A 15293-nucleotide genomic window follows, 5' to 3' on the forward strand; every position below is an offset into this window, starting at 1 on the left:
GACGGGCGGAGAGTCGAAACGACCGTGGAGCGCAGGTAAGACCGGGATCCGTCCCGGCACCGCGCGGCGAAGCGGTAACCCACCCGGACGCCGCGTGTTCCCTGCGCAGCGTGGAGGGAATCTCCGTCCCTTCGGGCGGAGAGGATGTCAAGAGTCCCAGATGCCCAGGTCGTCCAGGTGTTTGACCAGGCGCTGCGCACCGTCGGTGAAGTGTCTGGTCATCGCCGTGCGGGCGGACTCCGCGTCGGCCCCGGCGAAGGCGGCGAGCACGGCCTCGTGATCGGCGCGCATGCCCTCACGCCAGGCCGGGTCGGCCGAGTAGACCCGGGCCGGGGTGTAGCGGGTGGCCGTGTGCAGGAACCAGCTGAGCTTGCGCGAACGGGACATCCGGTTGACCGCGCGGTGGAACTCGTACTCGTACGTCTCCACGTCGGCGGCCCGGCGGGCGCGGGCCACCTTGCTGTGCGCCACCCGCAGCTCGGCGAGCTGGGCCGCACCGATCCCGGTGGCGACCCGGGCGGCCAGCTCCCCGGCGATGTCGCCCTGCAACTGGAAGACGTCGAGGATGTCCTGCCGGGAGAGCGGCGCCACCACGTAGCCCTTGCGCGGCTCCAGCTCGACCATGTCCTCGCCGCGCAGGGTGAGCAGCGCCTCGCGGACCGGGGTGATGCTCACGCCGAGGCCGGCGGCGACCTCCTCGAGGCGGATCCGCGCCCCCGGGCGGAGCTCACCGGACATGATCCGGGCACGCAGGGCGCCGGCGACCTCCTCGGACAGCACAGCCCTCACCTCTCGCTTTACGGGCCGACACCGTATCAAATATCAAAAAGAGGAAAGGCGACCGGCGACGCCGATCCGCGGCGGCTGCTGCCCAGGGTGAAGGAGCTGATCAGCTGAGATGGGGCGCTACCGGCTGCGGGACCGGATCGCGGCACTGGATCCGGAGAAGGACCACCTGGAGATCTACCAGCTCTCCTCGGGACGGGAGTTCCCCTGGGACTACACGCGGGCGCTGGAGTTCGCGCTGTTCCGGACCTACTGCGTACCGAGCATCTCGAAGCTGCTGGCGGCGACCGGCGAGTTCCGGGACCGGCCCCAGCGGCGGTACGACGACACCGCGCTGCTGATGGCGGAGATGGCCGCCCACGGGTACGACTCGGCGCGGGGCCGGGAGGCGCTGAAGGTGGTGAACCGGGCGCACGGCCGCTACGCGATCACCAACGACGACATGCTCTACGTCCTGTCCACTTTCGTCTACGACCCGATCGACTGGCTCACGCGGTACGGCTGGCGGCCCCTCCACGAGCACGAGAGGCTGGCGGCGTTCCACTACTACCGGGCGGTCGGCACCCGGATGGGCATCCGCGACATCCCCGACGGGTACGAGGCGTTCCACGCGTTCAAGCGCGATTTCGAGGAGCGCCATTTCGTCTATTCCGCCACCAACCGGGAGATCGGGCGCTACACCGTCGAACTCTTCGCCGGATGGTTTCCGCGCCCGCTGCGCCCGGCCGTGCGGCTGGGGATCCGGGGCATGCTCGACGACCGGATGCTGCGCGCCTTCGGCTTCGATCCGGCACCGCGCTGGGTGGGTGCCCTCGCCTCGGCCGGCCTGTGGGCCCGCGCGCGGGCGCTGCGGTTCTTCCCCTCGCGCCGGGAATCGGTACTGGGCAAATCCCAGCGCAACCGCACCTACCCCGGATACCCTTCCGGCTATCAGCCGTCCGACCTGGGCGCCCCGCTTCCGCCTGCCGACCTTCCGGCCGAGTTCCGGCGGTCATCACGTCAGGGTCAGGGGCATATTGACATGACCTGATGCATTGCTGGCAATCGATGCCTGGGGGTTTGCTGTGAGCACCATTCCCCAGATCCGGAGGTCGTTCATGAGACGACGATCCTTCGCGGCGCTCGCCGCGGTCACGCTCTGCGCTGCCGCGGCCATCTCCGCCTCCTCCCCCGCGGGCGCGGAGTCCGTCGCCGAGCCCACCCCGCCGGGTGAGTACGAGATCTACGACGTGCGCACGTTGAACCAGCGCAACACCATCTCCCGGACCGGTGCCGCCATCGAGGACTTCGAGCACGGCGTCGCGACGGTGACCGCCACCGCCGGTGAGGTCGCCAAACTGCAGCGCCTGGGGTTCACCGTCGAGCCGGTGCTGCGGACCCTCGACTTCCCGCCCGCCGACTCGGCCTATCACAACTACGCCGAGACGGTCGCCGAGATCAACGCCGTGGTGGCCGCCTTCCCGGCGATCGCGAGCAAGCGGGTGATCGGTAAGTCGTACGAGGGCCGCGACATCGTCGCCGTCAAGATCTCCGACAACGTCGGCACCGACGAGTCCGAGCCCGAGGTGCTCTACGACGCCAACCACCACGCCCGCGAGCACCTGACCGTGGAGCAGGCGCTGTACCTGCTCGGGCAGTTCACCAGGACCTACGCGACCGACACCCGGGTGCGCAACATCGTCGACACCCGCGAGCTCTGGATCATCCCGATGGTGAACCCGGACGGCGTCGAGTACGACATCGCCAGCGGCAGCTACCGGTCCTGGCGCAAGAACCGGCAGCCGAACAGCGGATCCAGCTACATCGGCACCGACCCGAACCGTAACTACGGCTACCAGTGGGGCTGCTGCGGCGGCTCGTCGGGCAGCACGTCGTCGGCCACCTACCGCGGGCCGTCGGCGTTCTCCACGCCGGAGGTCCGGGCCATCCGGGACTTCGTGAACAGCCGGGTGGTCGGCGGCGTCCAGCAGATCAAGGCGGCGATCGACTTCCACTCGTACTCGAAGCTGGTGCTGTGGCCGTACGGGCACACCACCGCGAACACGGCCACCGGCATGAACGCCGACCAGGCCAACACGTTCGCCACCCTGGGCCGGCAGCTGGCGGCGACCAACGGCTACACCCCGCAGCAGTCCAGCGACCTCTACATCACCGACGGCGACTCGCTCGACTGGCTGTGGGGCACGCACAAGATCTTCGCCTACACCTTCGAGCTCTACCCGGGCAGCTCGGGCGGCGGCGGTTTCTACCCGCCGGCCAGCGTCATCCCGGCCGAGACGGCCCGCAACCGGACGGCGGCACTGATGCTGGCCGAGGCCGCGGACTGCCCCTACAAGGTGATCGGCAAGCAGGCGACCTACTGCTCGTAGGAGGGTAGGCGGTCTTTCCTCCGATGAACCGCACTCCGGCCCGCGCGGTGCCGACGATCCACTCCGGGTCGTCGTCGCCGCCGGGCCGTCGTGCTCGTGCGGCCACCCGAGAGCGGATCCCTCGCACACGATATAAGCGACTCGGGATGTTTATATATATGAACGTCGATGCAATGCTCGGTGCACCCCAGATTGAGGAGTACCGAGATGCGCAGATGGCGAACCCTTCTGGCGATGCTGGCCGCGGTCGTCACCGCCGCCACGATGTCCCCCAACCCGGTGCAGGCGGCAGCAGCCGACGACCCGGTCGTCCCGTACGTCGTCGGAGGCAGCCGCGCGGCACTCGGCGAGTTCCCGTTCATGGTGCGGCTCTCGATGGGCTGCGGCGGCGCCCTCTACAGCCCGACCCTGGTCCTGACCGCCGCGCACTGCGTGAGCCGGACCGGCGCCAACAGCTCGATCACCGCCACCTTCGGCGCGATCGACCTGCAGTCGAGCAGCCGGGTCACGCGTAAGTCGAACTACGTCTACCGGGCGCCCGGCTACAACGGCAACGGCGACGACTGGGCGTTCATCCGCCTGGCCAGCCCGGTCAGCGGCGCCAACATCGCCACCCTGCCGATCACCACCTCCACGGCCTACGACACCGGCACGTTCACCATCGCCGGCTGGGGTGCCGCCCGGGAGAGCGGCGCACAGCAGCGCTACCTGCTCAAGGCCACCGTCCCGTTCGTCAGCGACGCCACCTGCAACTCCAGCAGCATGTACGCCGGCGGCGTGATCGCCGCGGAGGAGATCTGCGCCGGCTACACCTCCGGCGGCGTCGACACCTGCCAGGGCGACTCCGGTGGCCCGATGTTCCGCCAGGGCGCGTCCGGCTGGGTCCAGGTCGGCATCGTCAGCTGGGGTGACGGCTGCGCCCGCCCGAACAAGCCGGGCGTCTACACCCAGGTCAGCTACTACTCCTCGGCGATCCGCTCGGCGGCCACCTCGCTGGGCGGCTGACGCACCGCGCACACACCGGGCGTCCTCCCGCGAGGACGCCCGGTGTTTCATATCCCGATGACGACGAACCCGTGGCTCGCCGGCCCGTCCCCCACCCGCCGGCTGGAACGTGACCGCCTCGAGGAGCGCATCCTCAACCTGCTGTCCTCGCAGAACATGTGCGTCATCGCGACCACCGCCGCGGACGGCGGCCCGCACGCCACCCCGGTCCGCTACTTCCACCTCGGATTCGAGCTGGTCTTCACCGCCCTCGACACCTCCCCGAAGATCCGCAACCTGCGCGCCGACCCCCGCGTCTCGGCCGGCGTCTTCGCCCCGCTCGTCGGTCAGGCCAGCAGCCGGGGCGCCCAGTTCTTCGGCACGGCCCGCGTGCTCGACCCGGACGACCCGGGCTTCGGCGACTACTGGCCGGTCGTGCGCTGGCAGTCCGACCACGTCGAACGGTCCCGCTCCCTCGACGAGCCGCCGCTGGGCACGATCGTCGTCATCACCCCGGACCGCATCGTCTACACCGAGCACTGGCTGCGCCGCGACGGATACGCCCCACGGCAGACCCTCAGACCGTGACGCGGCACGGCCGTCGCCGGCCGGCAGGTCCACCGATCCGCCGGGCGGCCGGCGACGGTCACCGCCCGGCCAGCTCCTCGCGGACCCGCATCAGGGCGAACCCCAGCAGATTCAGACCCCGCCAGCGGTACGGGTCACCCGCGCGCGGATCGTCAGCGGCCAGCCCGATGCCCCAGATCCGGTCGAGTGGGCTCGCCTCCACCAGGACCCGCTGCCCGGTGGTCAGCAGATACTCCCGCAGCGCCGGATCCTGACCGAACTTCGCGAGGTTGCCGGCGACGACGATCGGGCTACGGTGCTCGTTCCAAACGGCCTGATCAAAGCCGGACACCAGCCCGCCCAGCCGTTTCGCCTGATGCGGATGCGACGCGGCCAGGATCCGCTCCGCCGCCACCTCGTCGGAGAAGAGCACCGCCTTACGCCACATCATGTAGTGCTCAGCCGATGCGAACGTGTGCCCGTCCGCCTCGAAGCGGCCCGGCCACCACTGGCTCAGGCAGCCGGCGCCGACGCTGCCGTCGCGTTCGGGCTCGTGCTTCCAGAAATACAGGAACTTGACCCGCCGCCCCGCGGCCCAGGCGGAGGCGAGGCTCGCGACGTCGTCGAAAGGCATGTCCGGCAGTCTGCCGCCCGACCCGGCCACGGCGCCTGTCATTTTCAGCCACCGAACCGACTGCGGTCCGCGGCGTCGGCTCGGAGGCGGGCACGTAGCCGTTGGCGACATGTCAGACATAGTCGTCTGAACGGTGCGAAGTACTGGGCCGAATGGTCTACCGGCCCCGGTTCGCCCTCCCCGCCACCGGCCGGCGCGTAGGTTTTCCCTTGCCGGGACGCCATACCGGCGCCCCGGGACTACGGGGGAGGAAAGAACGATGAACCTTCGCAAGAGCTGCGTCATGGCTGCCGGAACGCTCTTCCTGGCAAGCACCGGAATCATCGGCGTGACCGCTCCGGCCGTCGCATCGCCGACACCCGGCACCCAGACCGTGACCGCGAGCGACCCGTGGCCGAGCAAGGCCTTCCGCAAGGGCGTTCGGGACGGTCGCAGGGACGGCTGGCGTGAGGCCAGGGAAGAGTGTGACAGTCCCGCCAAGGCGATGCTCAGGATGCGCACCTACGGCGAGTCGGAGTACCTGCGCGGCTACGAGGAAGGCTGGAAGCGCGGCTACGCCGCGGGCTTCGAAGAGTTCTGCTACTGACGCCGACCGGACCGGCCGGAACCCCACCAGGGGTTCCGGCCGGTGCCCGTATCGAGCCGGTTCAGCCGTAGAGCGCGCCGATCTCGTCGGCGTAGCGCTCCTGGATGATCCGGCGCCGCAGCTTCAGCGTCGGGGTCAGCTCACCGGATTCGGGACTCCAGCCACGTGCCAGCACCCGGTACGTCTTGACCTGCTCGGGACGGGACAGTCGCGCGTTGGCGGCGGCCACCGCGGCGTCGATCTCGGCCCGCAGCACCGGGTCGCCGGCGAGTTCGGCGAGCGTCGTGGCGGGCAGGCCCCGCGAGCGGGCCCAGACCGGCGCGACCTCCTCGTCCAGGACGATCAGGGCGGTGACGTACGGCCTCCGGTCCCCCACCGCCACGGCCTGGGCGATCAGCGGGTGCGCCCGCAGCAGGTTCTCGATCTGGGCGGGCGAGATGTTCTTCCCGCTGGAATTGATGATCAGTTCCTTCTTGCGGTCGGTGATGGTCAGGAAGCCGGCCTCGTCGAGCACCCCGACATCGCCGGTGGCCAGCCAGCCGTCGGCGTCGGTGATCGGCTCGACCGTGCCGTCGGCGCGCAGGTATCCGGCGCCGACCAGCGGCCCGCGCACCAGGATCTCGCCGTCGGTGGCCAGCCTGACCTCCATCGCGCCGTTGGGGCGCCCGACCGACCCGGTACGGAAACTCGTCGGCGTGTTGATCGTCGCCGTGCCGGTCGTCTCGGTCATGCCCCACACCTCGAGCACGTCGATCCCGATGCTCGCCAGGTAGAGCAGCACCGCGACCGGGATCGGCGCGGCACCGCTGCCGGCCCACAGCACGTTGTCCATGCCGAGTGCGGCGCGCAACGGCCGGAGCACCTGCGCGTCCAGGGCGGCGTGCCGGGCGGCCAGCTCGTCCGGGACCGGCTCGCCGGCCTCGCGCAACCGGTACACCTCGGTGGCGACCGCGCGGGCGGCCTCGACCGCGGCCCGCACCGGCGGGTCGGCGGCGGCGAGTCGCCCCTGCACGCCGGCGACCATCTTCTCCCAGATCCGGGGCACGCCGAAGAACGACACCGGGCGCACCCGCACCAGGGCCGCGAGCAGCTGCGCGGGGTCGGGGCAGATGGTGACGTGCCCGGCCCGGTAGACCGCGTTGTAGACGCCGAGCATCCGTTCGGCGATGTGGGCGAGCGGAAGGTACGCCAGGGAGGCGGCGTGGTCCGGCGTCTCGATCGTGTTCTCCATGACGACGCACTGGTAGACCACGTTGTGGTGGGTGAGCACGACACCCTTGGGGTCGCCGGTGGTGCCCGAGGTGTAGAGCAGGGTGACCGGCTGCTCCGGGCGTACCTCCCGCCAGGTCTTCTCGAAGGCCTCCGGGTCGGACTGGTGGGCGGCCGCCCCGCGCACGCTGACGTGCCGCAGCGAGATGACGCGGCCGTCCGGGTCGTCGGCGGCCCGGTCGACCACGACCACCCGGCGGATCTCCGGGACGTCGTCGAGGATCGGGCGCCAGCGGTCCAGCGCCGCGTCGTCCTCCAGCACGACGATCCCGGCCTTCGAGTGCCGGGCGAGGTAGCGCAGCTGGTCGGTGGAGAGGGTGGCGTAGACGGTGGACGGGATCGCCCCCAGCGAGGCGGCGGCCAGATCGACGAGCCAGTGCTCGGGCCGGCTGGACATCATGATCAGCAGGCGGTCGCCGGAGCCGAGGCCGAGGTCGGCGAGGCCGCGGGAGAGCACGGCGGCCTCGTCACGGACCTGCCGCCAGGTCAGCGTGCCGGACGAGCCGAGCAGGGTGAGCGCGGGCAGATCGGGGAACTCGGTGGCGTTGCGGTGCAGCAGGGCGGGAATCGTCAGGTCGCGGGCCATGTCGGCGCACCGCTGCTTGAGGGCGGGATCCATGAGCTGCCTCCTGGAGAGCCGAGGACGGACGGCTATGGCGCGACTGTAAACGCGCACTAACTTCCAGGAAAGGCAGCATGCGAATCCGGATTAACTTTCTTCGGGTTTCATCAGGCTCTCAACACGGTCAGCGTCAGGCGGGTGAGGTGCCGGTCCATGCCTGAGCGACGGTCGAAGCGGACCAGCCGGCTCAGATCGGTGACCAGGTTGAGAGCGGCGTGCACGAGCACCCGGGCTTCGGGGGCGGCCAGTCCGGGCCGCACCCGGCCGAGCAGCCGCACCCACTCCTCGACGTGCATCCGCTGCATCTTGCGCAGCTCATGCCGGTCGGCGCGGGGCAGATTGTTGTTCTCGGCGAGGTAGACCGAGACCAGGGCACTGCGCTCGAACGTCAGATCCACATACGACCCGGCCATCCGGTGCAGCGCGTCGGCGTCGTCGGCCGCGCCGGTCAGGGCGGCCGCCGTCGACTCGGCGACCCGCTCGGACGCCCGGTAGAAAGCGGCAGCCAGGATGTCTGCCTTGCCGGGAAAGTAACGATAGACACTTGACGCGTTGATCCCCGCGGCCCGGCCGATGTCCTCCACCCCGACCGCGTGGTAACCGTGCCGGTGGAACAGTCTGATCGACTCGGCCAGCAGGATCTCCCGCCGCGCGGCCGGCCCCGTCGTGGGCTCGGGCGGTGGGGACTCCGGCAGCGGCGACACCGGCGTGGCCGGCTCGTCGCGCAGCACCGCCCACGCCACCCGGCGCAGCACCGCCTCGGCCCGGCCGCGCGCGATCGCCGCCCGGTGCGTGCCCAGACTGCCGAACACACTCAGCGCGGCACGGACCAGCGCGTAGGTGTCCCGGCCGGTCAGCTCCGGCCGCATCGCGCGCAGCGGGCCGGCCAGCCGTGCGGCGAGCGTGCCCAGACCGGTACGGAACTCGTCGCGGTGCTCCGGCTCGAGATAGCGCCACTCCCACTGGTAGAGCCCGGACATCCGGCGGTGGTCGACGGCGAGCCGGGCCAGCACCGCGAGCAGCCGGTCGAGGCGCTGCTCCGGGTCGCCGTCGGCGGGCAGGTCGGTCGCGGCCAGCACCGCCTCGACCAGCTGGCGGGTGGCGTGCACGAGCATCGCGTACTTGTTGGGGAAGTGCCGGTAGATGGCCGGGCCGCTGATGCCGACCGCGGTGGCGATCTCGTCGAGGCTCACGCCGTGGTAACCGCGGTCGCAGAACATCTCGGCCGCGGCCAGGGCCAGCTGCGACCGACGGTTCTTGGGCCGTTTCCGAACCGCTGACGGGGCCGGTTCGCCGGCCGCGGCGACGCTCATGGGGCACAGCCTAACGGTGCTCTGTGGTTCGCCCGACCTTTGGCTTCGTATCCTTGACACCTAGCGGAAACATCGGCAAAAGTTAGCCGCAATTCGCATGCAGGGGAGCAGTCGATGACGACCGAGGCCTATCTGTACGACGCCGTGCGCACACCGCGCGGCCGGGGAAAGAAGAACGGAGCCCTGCACGGGGTCAAACCCATCTCACTGGTGGTGGGGCTGATCCACGAGCTGCGCCGCCGTTTCCCGTCGGTGGACCCGGCCGACATCGAGGACGTCGTACTCGGCGTGGTGTCCCCGCTCGGCGACCAGGGTTCGGACATCGCCAAGACCGCGGCGCTCGCGGCCGGGCTGCCCTACCAGACGGCCGGCGTCCAGCTCAACCGCTTCTGCGGCTCGGGCCTGGAGGCGGTCAACATCGCCGCGCAGAAGGTGCGCTCCGGCTGGGAGGACCTGGTCCTCGCCGGTGGCGTCGAGTCGATGTCGCGGGTGCCGATGGGATCCGACGGCGGCGCCTGGGCGATGGACCCGGAGACCGCACTCGACACCGACTTCATCCCGCAGGGCATCAGCGCCGACCTGATCGCCACGATGGACGGCCTCAGCCGGGAGGACGTCGACGCGTTCGCCGTCGGCTCCCAGCAGAAGGCGGCACGGGCCTGGCAGAACGGCTGGTTCGACCGCTCGGTCGTGCCGGTCCGCGACCGCAACGGCCTGCTGATCCTCGACCGCGACGAGCACATCCGCGCCGACAGCACGGTGGAGAGCCTGGGCCGGCTGCCGGCCTCCTTCGCCACCATCGGTGACCAGGGCGGCTTCGACGCCGTGGCGCTCCAGAAATACCACTGGGTCGAGAAGATCGAGCACGTGCACAGTGCGGGCAACTCGTCCGGCATCGTGGACGGCGCGGCCCTGGTCCTGATCGGCTCGGAGCGGGCCGGGCAGCGTGCCGGTCTCACCCCGCGCGCCCGGATCGTGTCGGCCGCCCTCAGCGGCGCCGACCCGACGATCATGCTGACCGGCCCGGCCCCGGCCGCCCGCAAGGCGCTCGACAAGGCCGGCCTCACCGTCGACGACCTCGACCTGGTCGAGATCAACGAGGCGTTCGCGGCCGTCGTGCTGCACTTCATCGACGACCTCAAACTCGACCCGGAGAAGGTCAACGTCAACGGCGGCGCGATCGCCATGGGCCACCCGCTGGGCGCCACCGGCGCCATGATCCTCGGCACCCTCGTCGACGAACTGGAGCGGCGCGGCGGCCGGTACGGCCTGGCCACGCTCTGCATCGGCGGCGGCATGGGCATCGCCACCATCGTCGAACGGCTCTGAGGGGACCACTTCCATGACCGAGACCATCCGCTACGACCGCGGTGACGACGGCATCGTCGTGCTCACCCTCGACGACCCGGGCCGCGGCGCCAACACCATGAACGACGCGTACGTGTCCAGTATGGAGGCGACCGTCTCCCGGCTGGAGGCCGAGCGCGACCAGATCACCGGCGTCATCATCACGTCGGCGAAGACCTCCTGGTTCGCCGGCGGCGACCTGGACCAGCTCGGCTCCGTCCCGGCCGACCGCGGGCAGGACGTGTTCGACCTGTCCACCAAGGTCAAGGGCCAGCTGCGCCGGCTCGAGACGCTCGGCAGACCGGTGGTCGCGGCGATCAACGGGTCGGCCCTCGGCGGCGGCCTCGAACTCGCACTCGCCACCCACCGGCGGATCGCGCTGAACAATCCGAAGACCGAGATCGGCCTGCCCGAGGTCACCCTCGGCCTGCTGCCGGCCGGGGGCGGCGTGGTCCGTACCGTCCGGCTGCTCGGCCTGGCCACCGCCCTGATGGAGGTGCTGCTCAAGGGCACCCGCCACCGCCTCGCCAAGGCCCGGCAGCTCGGCCTGGTCGACGAGATCGTGGACACCCCGGAGCAGCTGATCACCGCGGCCCGCGAGTGGATCGCGGCCAACCCGGACGCCGCCCAGCCCTGGGACACCAAGGGCTACCGGATCCCCGGTGGCACCCCGTCCACGCCGGCGCTCGCCGCGATGCTCCCGGCCTTCCCGGCCAACCTGCGCAAGCAGCTCAAGGGGGCGAACTATCCGGCGCCGCGCAACATCCTGTCGGCCGCCGTCGAGGGCGCCCAGGTCGACGTCGACACCGCGTTCATCATCGAGACCCGGTACTTCGTCGAACTGGTCACCGGGCCGGTCGCCAAGAACATGATCAAGGCGTTCTTCTTCGATCTGAACGAGGTGAGCCGGCGCGACATCGGCGAGGTCCCGCCGATCACCAAGGTGGCCGTCCTCGGCGCCGGCATGATGGGCGCCGCGATCGCGTACGTGTCGGCCCGCTCCGGCCTGCCGGTGGTGCTGCGCGACGTCTCCCTGGAGGGTGCGCAGCGCGGCAAGGGCTACTCGGAGAAGCTGGTCGCCAAGGACGTCGCCCGCGGCCGGATCACCGAGGAGAAGGGCCGGGCGCTCCTGGATCTGATCACCGCGACCGACCGGATCGCCGACCTGGCCGGCGCCGACCTGGTCATCGAGGCCGTCTTCGAGGACCCGGCGCTCAAGCACCAGGTGTTCGCCGAGATCGAGGGTGTCGTCGCGCCGGACGCGCTGCTCTGCTCCAACACCTCCACCCTGCCGATCACCCTGCTCGCCCAGGGGGTCAGCCGCGAGGCCGACTTCATCGGGCTGCACTTCTTCTCCCCGGTCGACAAGATGCCGCTGGTCGAGGTGATCAAGGGCGAGAAGACCGGAGACCTGGCGGTACGCCGTGCGCTCGACGTGGTCCGGCGCCTGCGCAAGACGCCGATCGTGGTGAACGACAGCCGCGGCTTCTTCACCAGCCGGGTCATCGGCACCTTCACCACCGAGGGCATCGCGATGCTCGCCGAGGGTGTGCCGCCGGCCAGCATCGAGCAGGCGAGCAGCCAGGCCGGCTACCCGGCCCCGGTGCTGCAGCTGATGGACGAGCTGACCCTCACCCTGCCGCGCCGGATCCGCAACGAGTACCGTGCCGCCGCCACGGCGGCCGGCCGGGAGTTCGCGATCCACCCGGCCGACGAGGTCATCGACCGGATGATCGACGAGTTCGGGCGGCCCGGCCGCTCGGGTGGAGCCGGCTTCTACGAGTACACCGACGGCCGGCGCACCGGACTGTGGCCGGGCCTGTCGGCCTTCGCGAAACCGGACGTCGCGATCCCGTTCGAGGACCTCAAGGAGCGGCTGCTCTTCATCGAGGCGATCGAGACGGTGAAGTGCCTCGACGAGGGGGTGCTGCTGTCGGTCGCCGAGGCCAACATCGGCTCGATCCTCGGCATCGGCTACCCCGGCTGGACCGGTGGCGTCCTGCAGTACATCAACCAGTACGACGGCGGTCTGCCCGGTTTCACGGCCCGCGCCCGGGAACTGGCCGACCGCTACGGTGCCCGGTTCACCCCGCCGCCGCTGCTGGTGGCCAAGGCGGAAGCCGGCGAGATCTTCGCCTGACGCGGTGACATCGTGATCCGTGTCTCGTGGCCGCGCTGTGAGCTGCGAGACACGGACCTGCATGGATTCCTTCATCCGGCAGATTCCGGTCGGACAACAGGCCGATGCATGATCGATGATCTCCGGGCTACCGTCCATCCCGGAGGTTGATCATGAACATCGACGCGGAGTTACCCGGCGTCCCGGTCGAGGAACCCTGGGCCCCCGCGGTACGGGCCCTGCTGCGCCATCTCGAGGACTCCGGATTCGACGGCGCCCCACCGGTCGACGGCGACCCGGCCGCTGCCGCCCTGCCCTGGCCCGAGTGGGCCCGGGAGGACGACACTCTCTGGCAGGTCGCCCAATGGCTGCGCGAGTACCACGAAGCGGTCGCCGACTTCGTGCCCCCGGCCGGGGCGGTCTGGCGCAAGGGCGGGATCTGGGAACCGGGCCTCATCATCGGGCACAACGACGCGGCGCCGTACAACGCGACCCGCGCCGGCCGCCGCCTGACCGGGTTCGTCGGCTGGGACTTCGCCGGCCCGGTCAGCCGCGAAGCCGACCTGGCGTTCACCGCCTTCGCCTGGGTGCCGCTCACCGCCCGCAGCGACGCCGACGCCGACGGCTGGACCGACTTCACCGACCGTCCCCGCCGCCTGCGGATGCTGCTCGACGCGTACGGCTGGCGCGGCAGCGCCGCCGACATGATCCGCGAGGTACGCGACCGGATCAGCGCCGCCATCCACGACATCCGCCGTCTCGCCACCGACGGCGACCACGACTGCCGCGAGCTCATCCACTCCGGCCTCGACCTGCGCCTGGCCACCGCCGTGAAGGAACTCGCCACCTTCCCCGGCTGACAGCGCGGTCGCCGGCGGCGTCACGCGTACCGCTGGAGGGTCTCGGTCCGCGCCGTCAGGCGGCGGTAGTAGGGGCTGGAGAGCTGGAGCTCGCCGTGGGTGCCCGCGGCCGCGATGACGCCGCCGTCGACGACCAGGATGCGGGCGGCCGAGCGGACGGTGGAGAAACGGTGCGCGATGACCATCAGGGCGCACTCCTCGGCGACCTCGTTCAGGGTGGCGGTGAGGGCGTGTTCGCTGTCCGGGTCGAGGTGGGCGGTCGGCTCGTCGAGCAGGATCAGGGCGGGGCGGGCGAGCAGGCACCGGGCGATCGCGACACGCTGGCGCTGGCCCCCGGAGAGACGCCGGCCGTGGTCGCCGACCGGGGTGTCCAGACCGGCCGGGAGGTCGGCGGCGACCCGCGCGAGGCCGGTCATGGCCAGCACGCGGCGCAGGTCCCGGTCGGTGACCGGCCCGGCACCGTAGAGCAGGTTGTCGCGCAGCGTGCCGGCGAGCAGGGGGCTGTCCTGTTCGACGAGACCGACGGCGGCGCGATGCCGGGCGTACGAGGTGAACCGCGCATCCCGCCCGTGCAGCAGCACCGACCCGCGATCCGGTTCGTAGAAGCGTTCCGCCAAGGCGAAGATCGTCGACTTGCCGGCGCCGGACGGGCCGACCAGGGCGACCTGCCCCCGGGCCGGCACCGTGAATCCGACGCCGCGCAACACCGGTGAGGCGGACCGGTAGCCGAACCAGACGTCCCGGAACTCCAGCACCGGCCGGGCCCGCCGGGTGCCGCCGCCGACCACGGCGACCGCGACCGGCCGGTCCCGTTCGACCGGCAGCGCGAGCACCTCGTTGATCCGGTGCAGCGCCCCCGACCCCTGCTGGACCGCGCTGACCGCCTGGAAGATCTCGTAGACGGGCGCGGCCAGATACGTCATGGCCAGCGTGAACGCGACCAGGTCACCGAGGGTCATCGCGCCGGACGACACCCGGGTGGCGCCGGAGAGCAGCACCGCCAGGAACGCGCCGCTGACCGCCAGGTCGTTGGCCGGGCCGCTGAGCGCGACCATGCCGGCCATCCGCAGGTTCGCCTGCTGGGCACGGGCGGCCGAGGTGTCCAGCCGTTCCGCTTCCAGGGGTTCGGCCCGGCAGGCCCGGACCAGCCGGATGCCGCCGAGCGCCCGTTCCAGGTCGGCGAGCAGTGCGCCCTCGGCGTTCTGGGCGGTATGCGACGCGATCCGTACCCGGCGCACCACGGCCAGCAGCGCCCCGAACGAACTGCCGAACAGCACGACCACCACGGCCAGCAGCCACGGGTCCAGCCAGGCGAGCAGCGCCACGGCGGCGGCCAGCCCGATCAGCCCGGCCAGGCCGGTGCCGAGGCTCTGCGCGATGAGCGTCTTCACCACGGCGGTGTCCCCGCAGGCCCGGGCGATCAGGTCACCGATCCGGCCGGCGTCGAAGGCGGCGATCCGGACTCGCAGCAGATGGCCGGTCAGGGTGCGGCGCAGGTCACGGGTCATCGCCTCACCGGTGTGCGCCTGCACGTACCGGCCCAGGGCCAGAGCCGACGCCTGCGCGGCGAAGAGAGCGGCCAGCGCGGCGAGCACCGGCCACCGCAGATGACCGGCGGCGGCTCCGTCGACGGCCGCCCGCGCCAGCAGAGGCTGGGTCAGCGCCAGCAGGGTGCCGAGCAGACTGAGGGCGGCGGCGCCGGCGATCGGGCCGCGGTAGCCGTGGGCCAGCCGGACCAGGTCCCGCCATCCGGCCATGCCGTCCCCTCTCACCAGGAGATCTGACGGTAGGCAGGCGTCTCGGACGGCGACAACGACCGCTCGGGGACGCCAGCGCG

Annotated in this window: 13 protein-coding genes; 8 read left to right on the plus strand and 5 right to left on the minus strand. The window is 71.2% G+C overall.

All coding sequences use genetic code 11. The features are described from left to right. Window positions 1–147: 147 nt before the first annotated feature. Complete coding sequence (locus BC793_RS44705) at window positions 148–780, minus strand: GntR family transcriptional regulator (RefSeq protein ID WP_239170687.1); 633 nt, start codon at window positions 778–780, stop codon at window positions 148–150. 118 nt (window positions 781–898) lie between these two features. Between BC793_RS44705 and BC793_RS44710 the strand changes: the two genes are divergently transcribed. The 4 genes from BC793_RS44710 (at window position 899) to BC793_RS44725 (ending at window position 4727) form a co-directional block, all read left to right on the plus strand. After that, window positions 899–1816, plus strand: coding sequence for an oxygenase MpaB family protein (locus BC793_RS44710; protein ID WP_109602726.1), 918 nt, complete (start codon window positions 899–901; stop codon window positions 1814–1816). 67 nt (window positions 1817–1883) lie between these two features. Beyond that, on the plus strand, window positions 1884–3155 hold the full coding sequence (locus BC793_RS44715; RefSeq protein WP_109602771.1) for a M14 family metallopeptidase: 1272 nt from the start codon (window positions 1884–1886) through the stop codon (window positions 3153–3155). Between the two features lie 207 nt (window positions 3156–3362). Beyond that, window positions 3363–4160 carry a S1 family peptidase gene (locus tag BC793_RS44720; protein ID WP_109602727.1) on the plus strand — a complete coding sequence of 266 codons (798 nt, stop codon included), beginning with the start codon at window positions 3363–3365 and terminating at the stop codon, window positions 4158–4160. Window positions 4161–4211: 51 nt separating this feature from the next. Beyond that, window positions 4212–4727 (plus strand): pyridoxamine 5'-phosphate oxidase family protein, encoded by a 516-nt coding sequence (locus tag BC793_RS44725; RefSeq protein WP_109602772.1) that lies wholly within the window; start codon window positions 4212–4214, stop codon window positions 4725–4727. Between the two features lie 58 nt (window positions 4728–4785). On the opposite strand, the gene ybiA is transcribed toward BC793_RS44725, so the two are convergent. Further along, window positions 4786–5340: a riboflavin biosynthesis intermediates N-glycosidase gene (gene ybiA / locus BC793_RS44730; RefSeq protein ID WP_109602773.1), complete on the minus strand. Its 555-nt coding sequence runs from the start codon at window positions 5338–5340 to the stop codon at window positions 4786–4788. 259 nt (window positions 5341–5599) lie between these two features. On the opposite strand from ybiA, the gene BC793_RS44735 reads away from it, so the two are divergent. Next, window positions 5600–5926, plus strand: a complete 327-nt coding sequence (locus BC793_RS44735) for a hypothetical protein (RefSeq protein WP_146246749.1) — start codon at window positions 5600–5602, stop codon at window positions 5924–5926. Between the two features lie 61 nt (window positions 5927–5987). Here the strand turns inward: BC793_RS44735 and BC793_RS44740 are convergent, their stop codons facing one another. Both BC793_RS44740 and BC793_RS44745 read right to left on the minus strand, forming a co-directional pair. Continuing rightward, window positions 5988–7814: an AMP-dependent synthetase/ligase gene (locus BC793_RS44740; RefSeq protein ID WP_109602729.1), complete on the minus strand. Its 1827-nt coding sequence runs from the start codon at window positions 7812–7814 to the stop codon at window positions 5988–5990. A gap of 110 nt (window positions 7815–7924) precedes the next feature. Then, on the minus strand, window positions 7925–9130 hold the full coding sequence (locus BC793_RS44745; RefSeq protein WP_109602730.1) for a TetR/AcrR family transcriptional regulator: 1206 nt from the start codon (window positions 9128–9130) through the stop codon (window positions 7925–7927). A 114-nt stretch (window positions 9131–9244) separates the two neighbouring features. On the opposite strand from BC793_RS44745, the gene BC793_RS44750 reads away from it, so the two are divergent. The 3 genes from BC793_RS44750 (at window position 9245) to BC793_RS44760 (ending at window position 13456) form a co-directional block, all read left to right on the plus strand. Next, window positions 9245–10459 carry an acetyl-CoA C-acetyltransferase gene (locus BC793_RS44750; protein WP_109602731.1) on the plus strand — a complete coding sequence of 405 codons (1215 nt, stop codon included), beginning with the start codon at window positions 9245–9247 and terminating at the stop codon, window positions 10457–10459. 13 nt (window positions 10460–10472) lie between these two features. Then, window positions 10473–12617: a 3-hydroxyacyl-CoA dehydrogenase NAD-binding domain-containing protein gene (locus BC793_RS44755; protein WP_109602732.1), complete on the plus strand. Its 2145-nt coding sequence runs from the start codon at window positions 10473–10475 to the stop codon at window positions 12615–12617. Between the two features lie 152 nt (window positions 12618–12769). Then, the gene (locus BC793_RS44760; protein ID WP_203896628.1) at window positions 12770–13456 is read left to right on the plus strand and encodes an aminoglycoside phosphotransferase/kinase family protein; all 687 of its coding nucleotides are present in this window, start codon (window positions 12770–12772) and stop codon (window positions 13454–13456) included. Window positions 13457–13476: 20 nt separating this feature from the next. Here BC793_RS44760 and BC793_RS44765 read toward each other — a convergent pair whose 3' ends face one another. After that, window positions 13477–15213, minus strand: a complete 1737-nt coding sequence (locus BC793_RS44765) for an ABC transporter ATP-binding protein (protein ID WP_109602733.1) — start codon at window positions 15211–15213, stop codon at window positions 13477–13479. Window positions 15214–15293: the final 80 nt, after the last annotated feature.

Origin of the sequence: Actinoplanes xinjiangensis, assembly GCF_003148685.1 — a bacterium.
Taxonomy (GTDB): Bacteria; Actinomycetota; Actinomycetes; order Mycobacteriales; family Micromonosporaceae; genus Actinoplanes; species Actinoplanes xinjiangensis.

Coding starts and splice junctions, on each gene's coding strand:
- BC793_RS44760 (WP_203896628.1), top strand. CDS start 12,770: ATGAACATCGACGCGGAGTTACCCGGCGTCCCGGTCGAGGAACCCTGG.
- BC793_RS44750 (WP_109602731.1), top strand. CDS start 9,245: ATGACGACCGAGGCCTATCTGTACGACGCCGTGCGCACACCGCGCGGC.
- BC793_RS44765 (WP_109602733.1), bottom strand. CDS start 15,213: ATGGCCGGATGGCGGGACCTGGTCCGGCTGGCCCACGGCTACCGCGGC.
- BC793_RS44735 (WP_146246749.1), top strand. CDS start 5,600: ATGAACCTTCGCAAGAGCTGCGTCATGGCTGCCGGAACGCTCTTCCTG.
- BC793_RS44715 (WP_109602771.1), top strand. CDS start 1,884: ATGAGACGACGATCCTTCGCGGCGCTCGCCGCGGTCACGCTCTGCGCT.
- BC793_RS44710 (WP_109602726.1), top strand. CDS start 899: ATGGGGCGCTACCGGCTGCGGGACCGGATCGCGGCACTGGATCCGGAG.
- BC793_RS44740 (WP_109602729.1), bottom strand. CDS start 7,814: ATGGATCCCGCCCTCAAGCAGCGGTGCGCCGACATGGCCCGCGACCTG.
- BC793_RS44720 (WP_109602727.1), top strand. CDS start 3,363: ATGCGCAGATGGCGAACCCTTCTGGCGATGCTGGCCGCGGTCGTCACC.
- ybiA (WP_109602773.1), bottom strand. CDS start 5,340: ATGCCTTTCGACGACGTCGCGAGCCTCGCCTCCGCCTGGGCCGCGGGG.
- BC793_RS44755 (WP_109602732.1), top strand. CDS start 10,473: ATGACCGAGACCATCCGCTACGACCGCGGTGACGACGGCATCGTCGTG.
- BC793_RS44745 (WP_109602730.1), bottom strand. CDS start 9,130: ATGAGCGTCGCCGCGGCCGGCGAACCGGCCCCGTCAGCGGTTCGGAAA.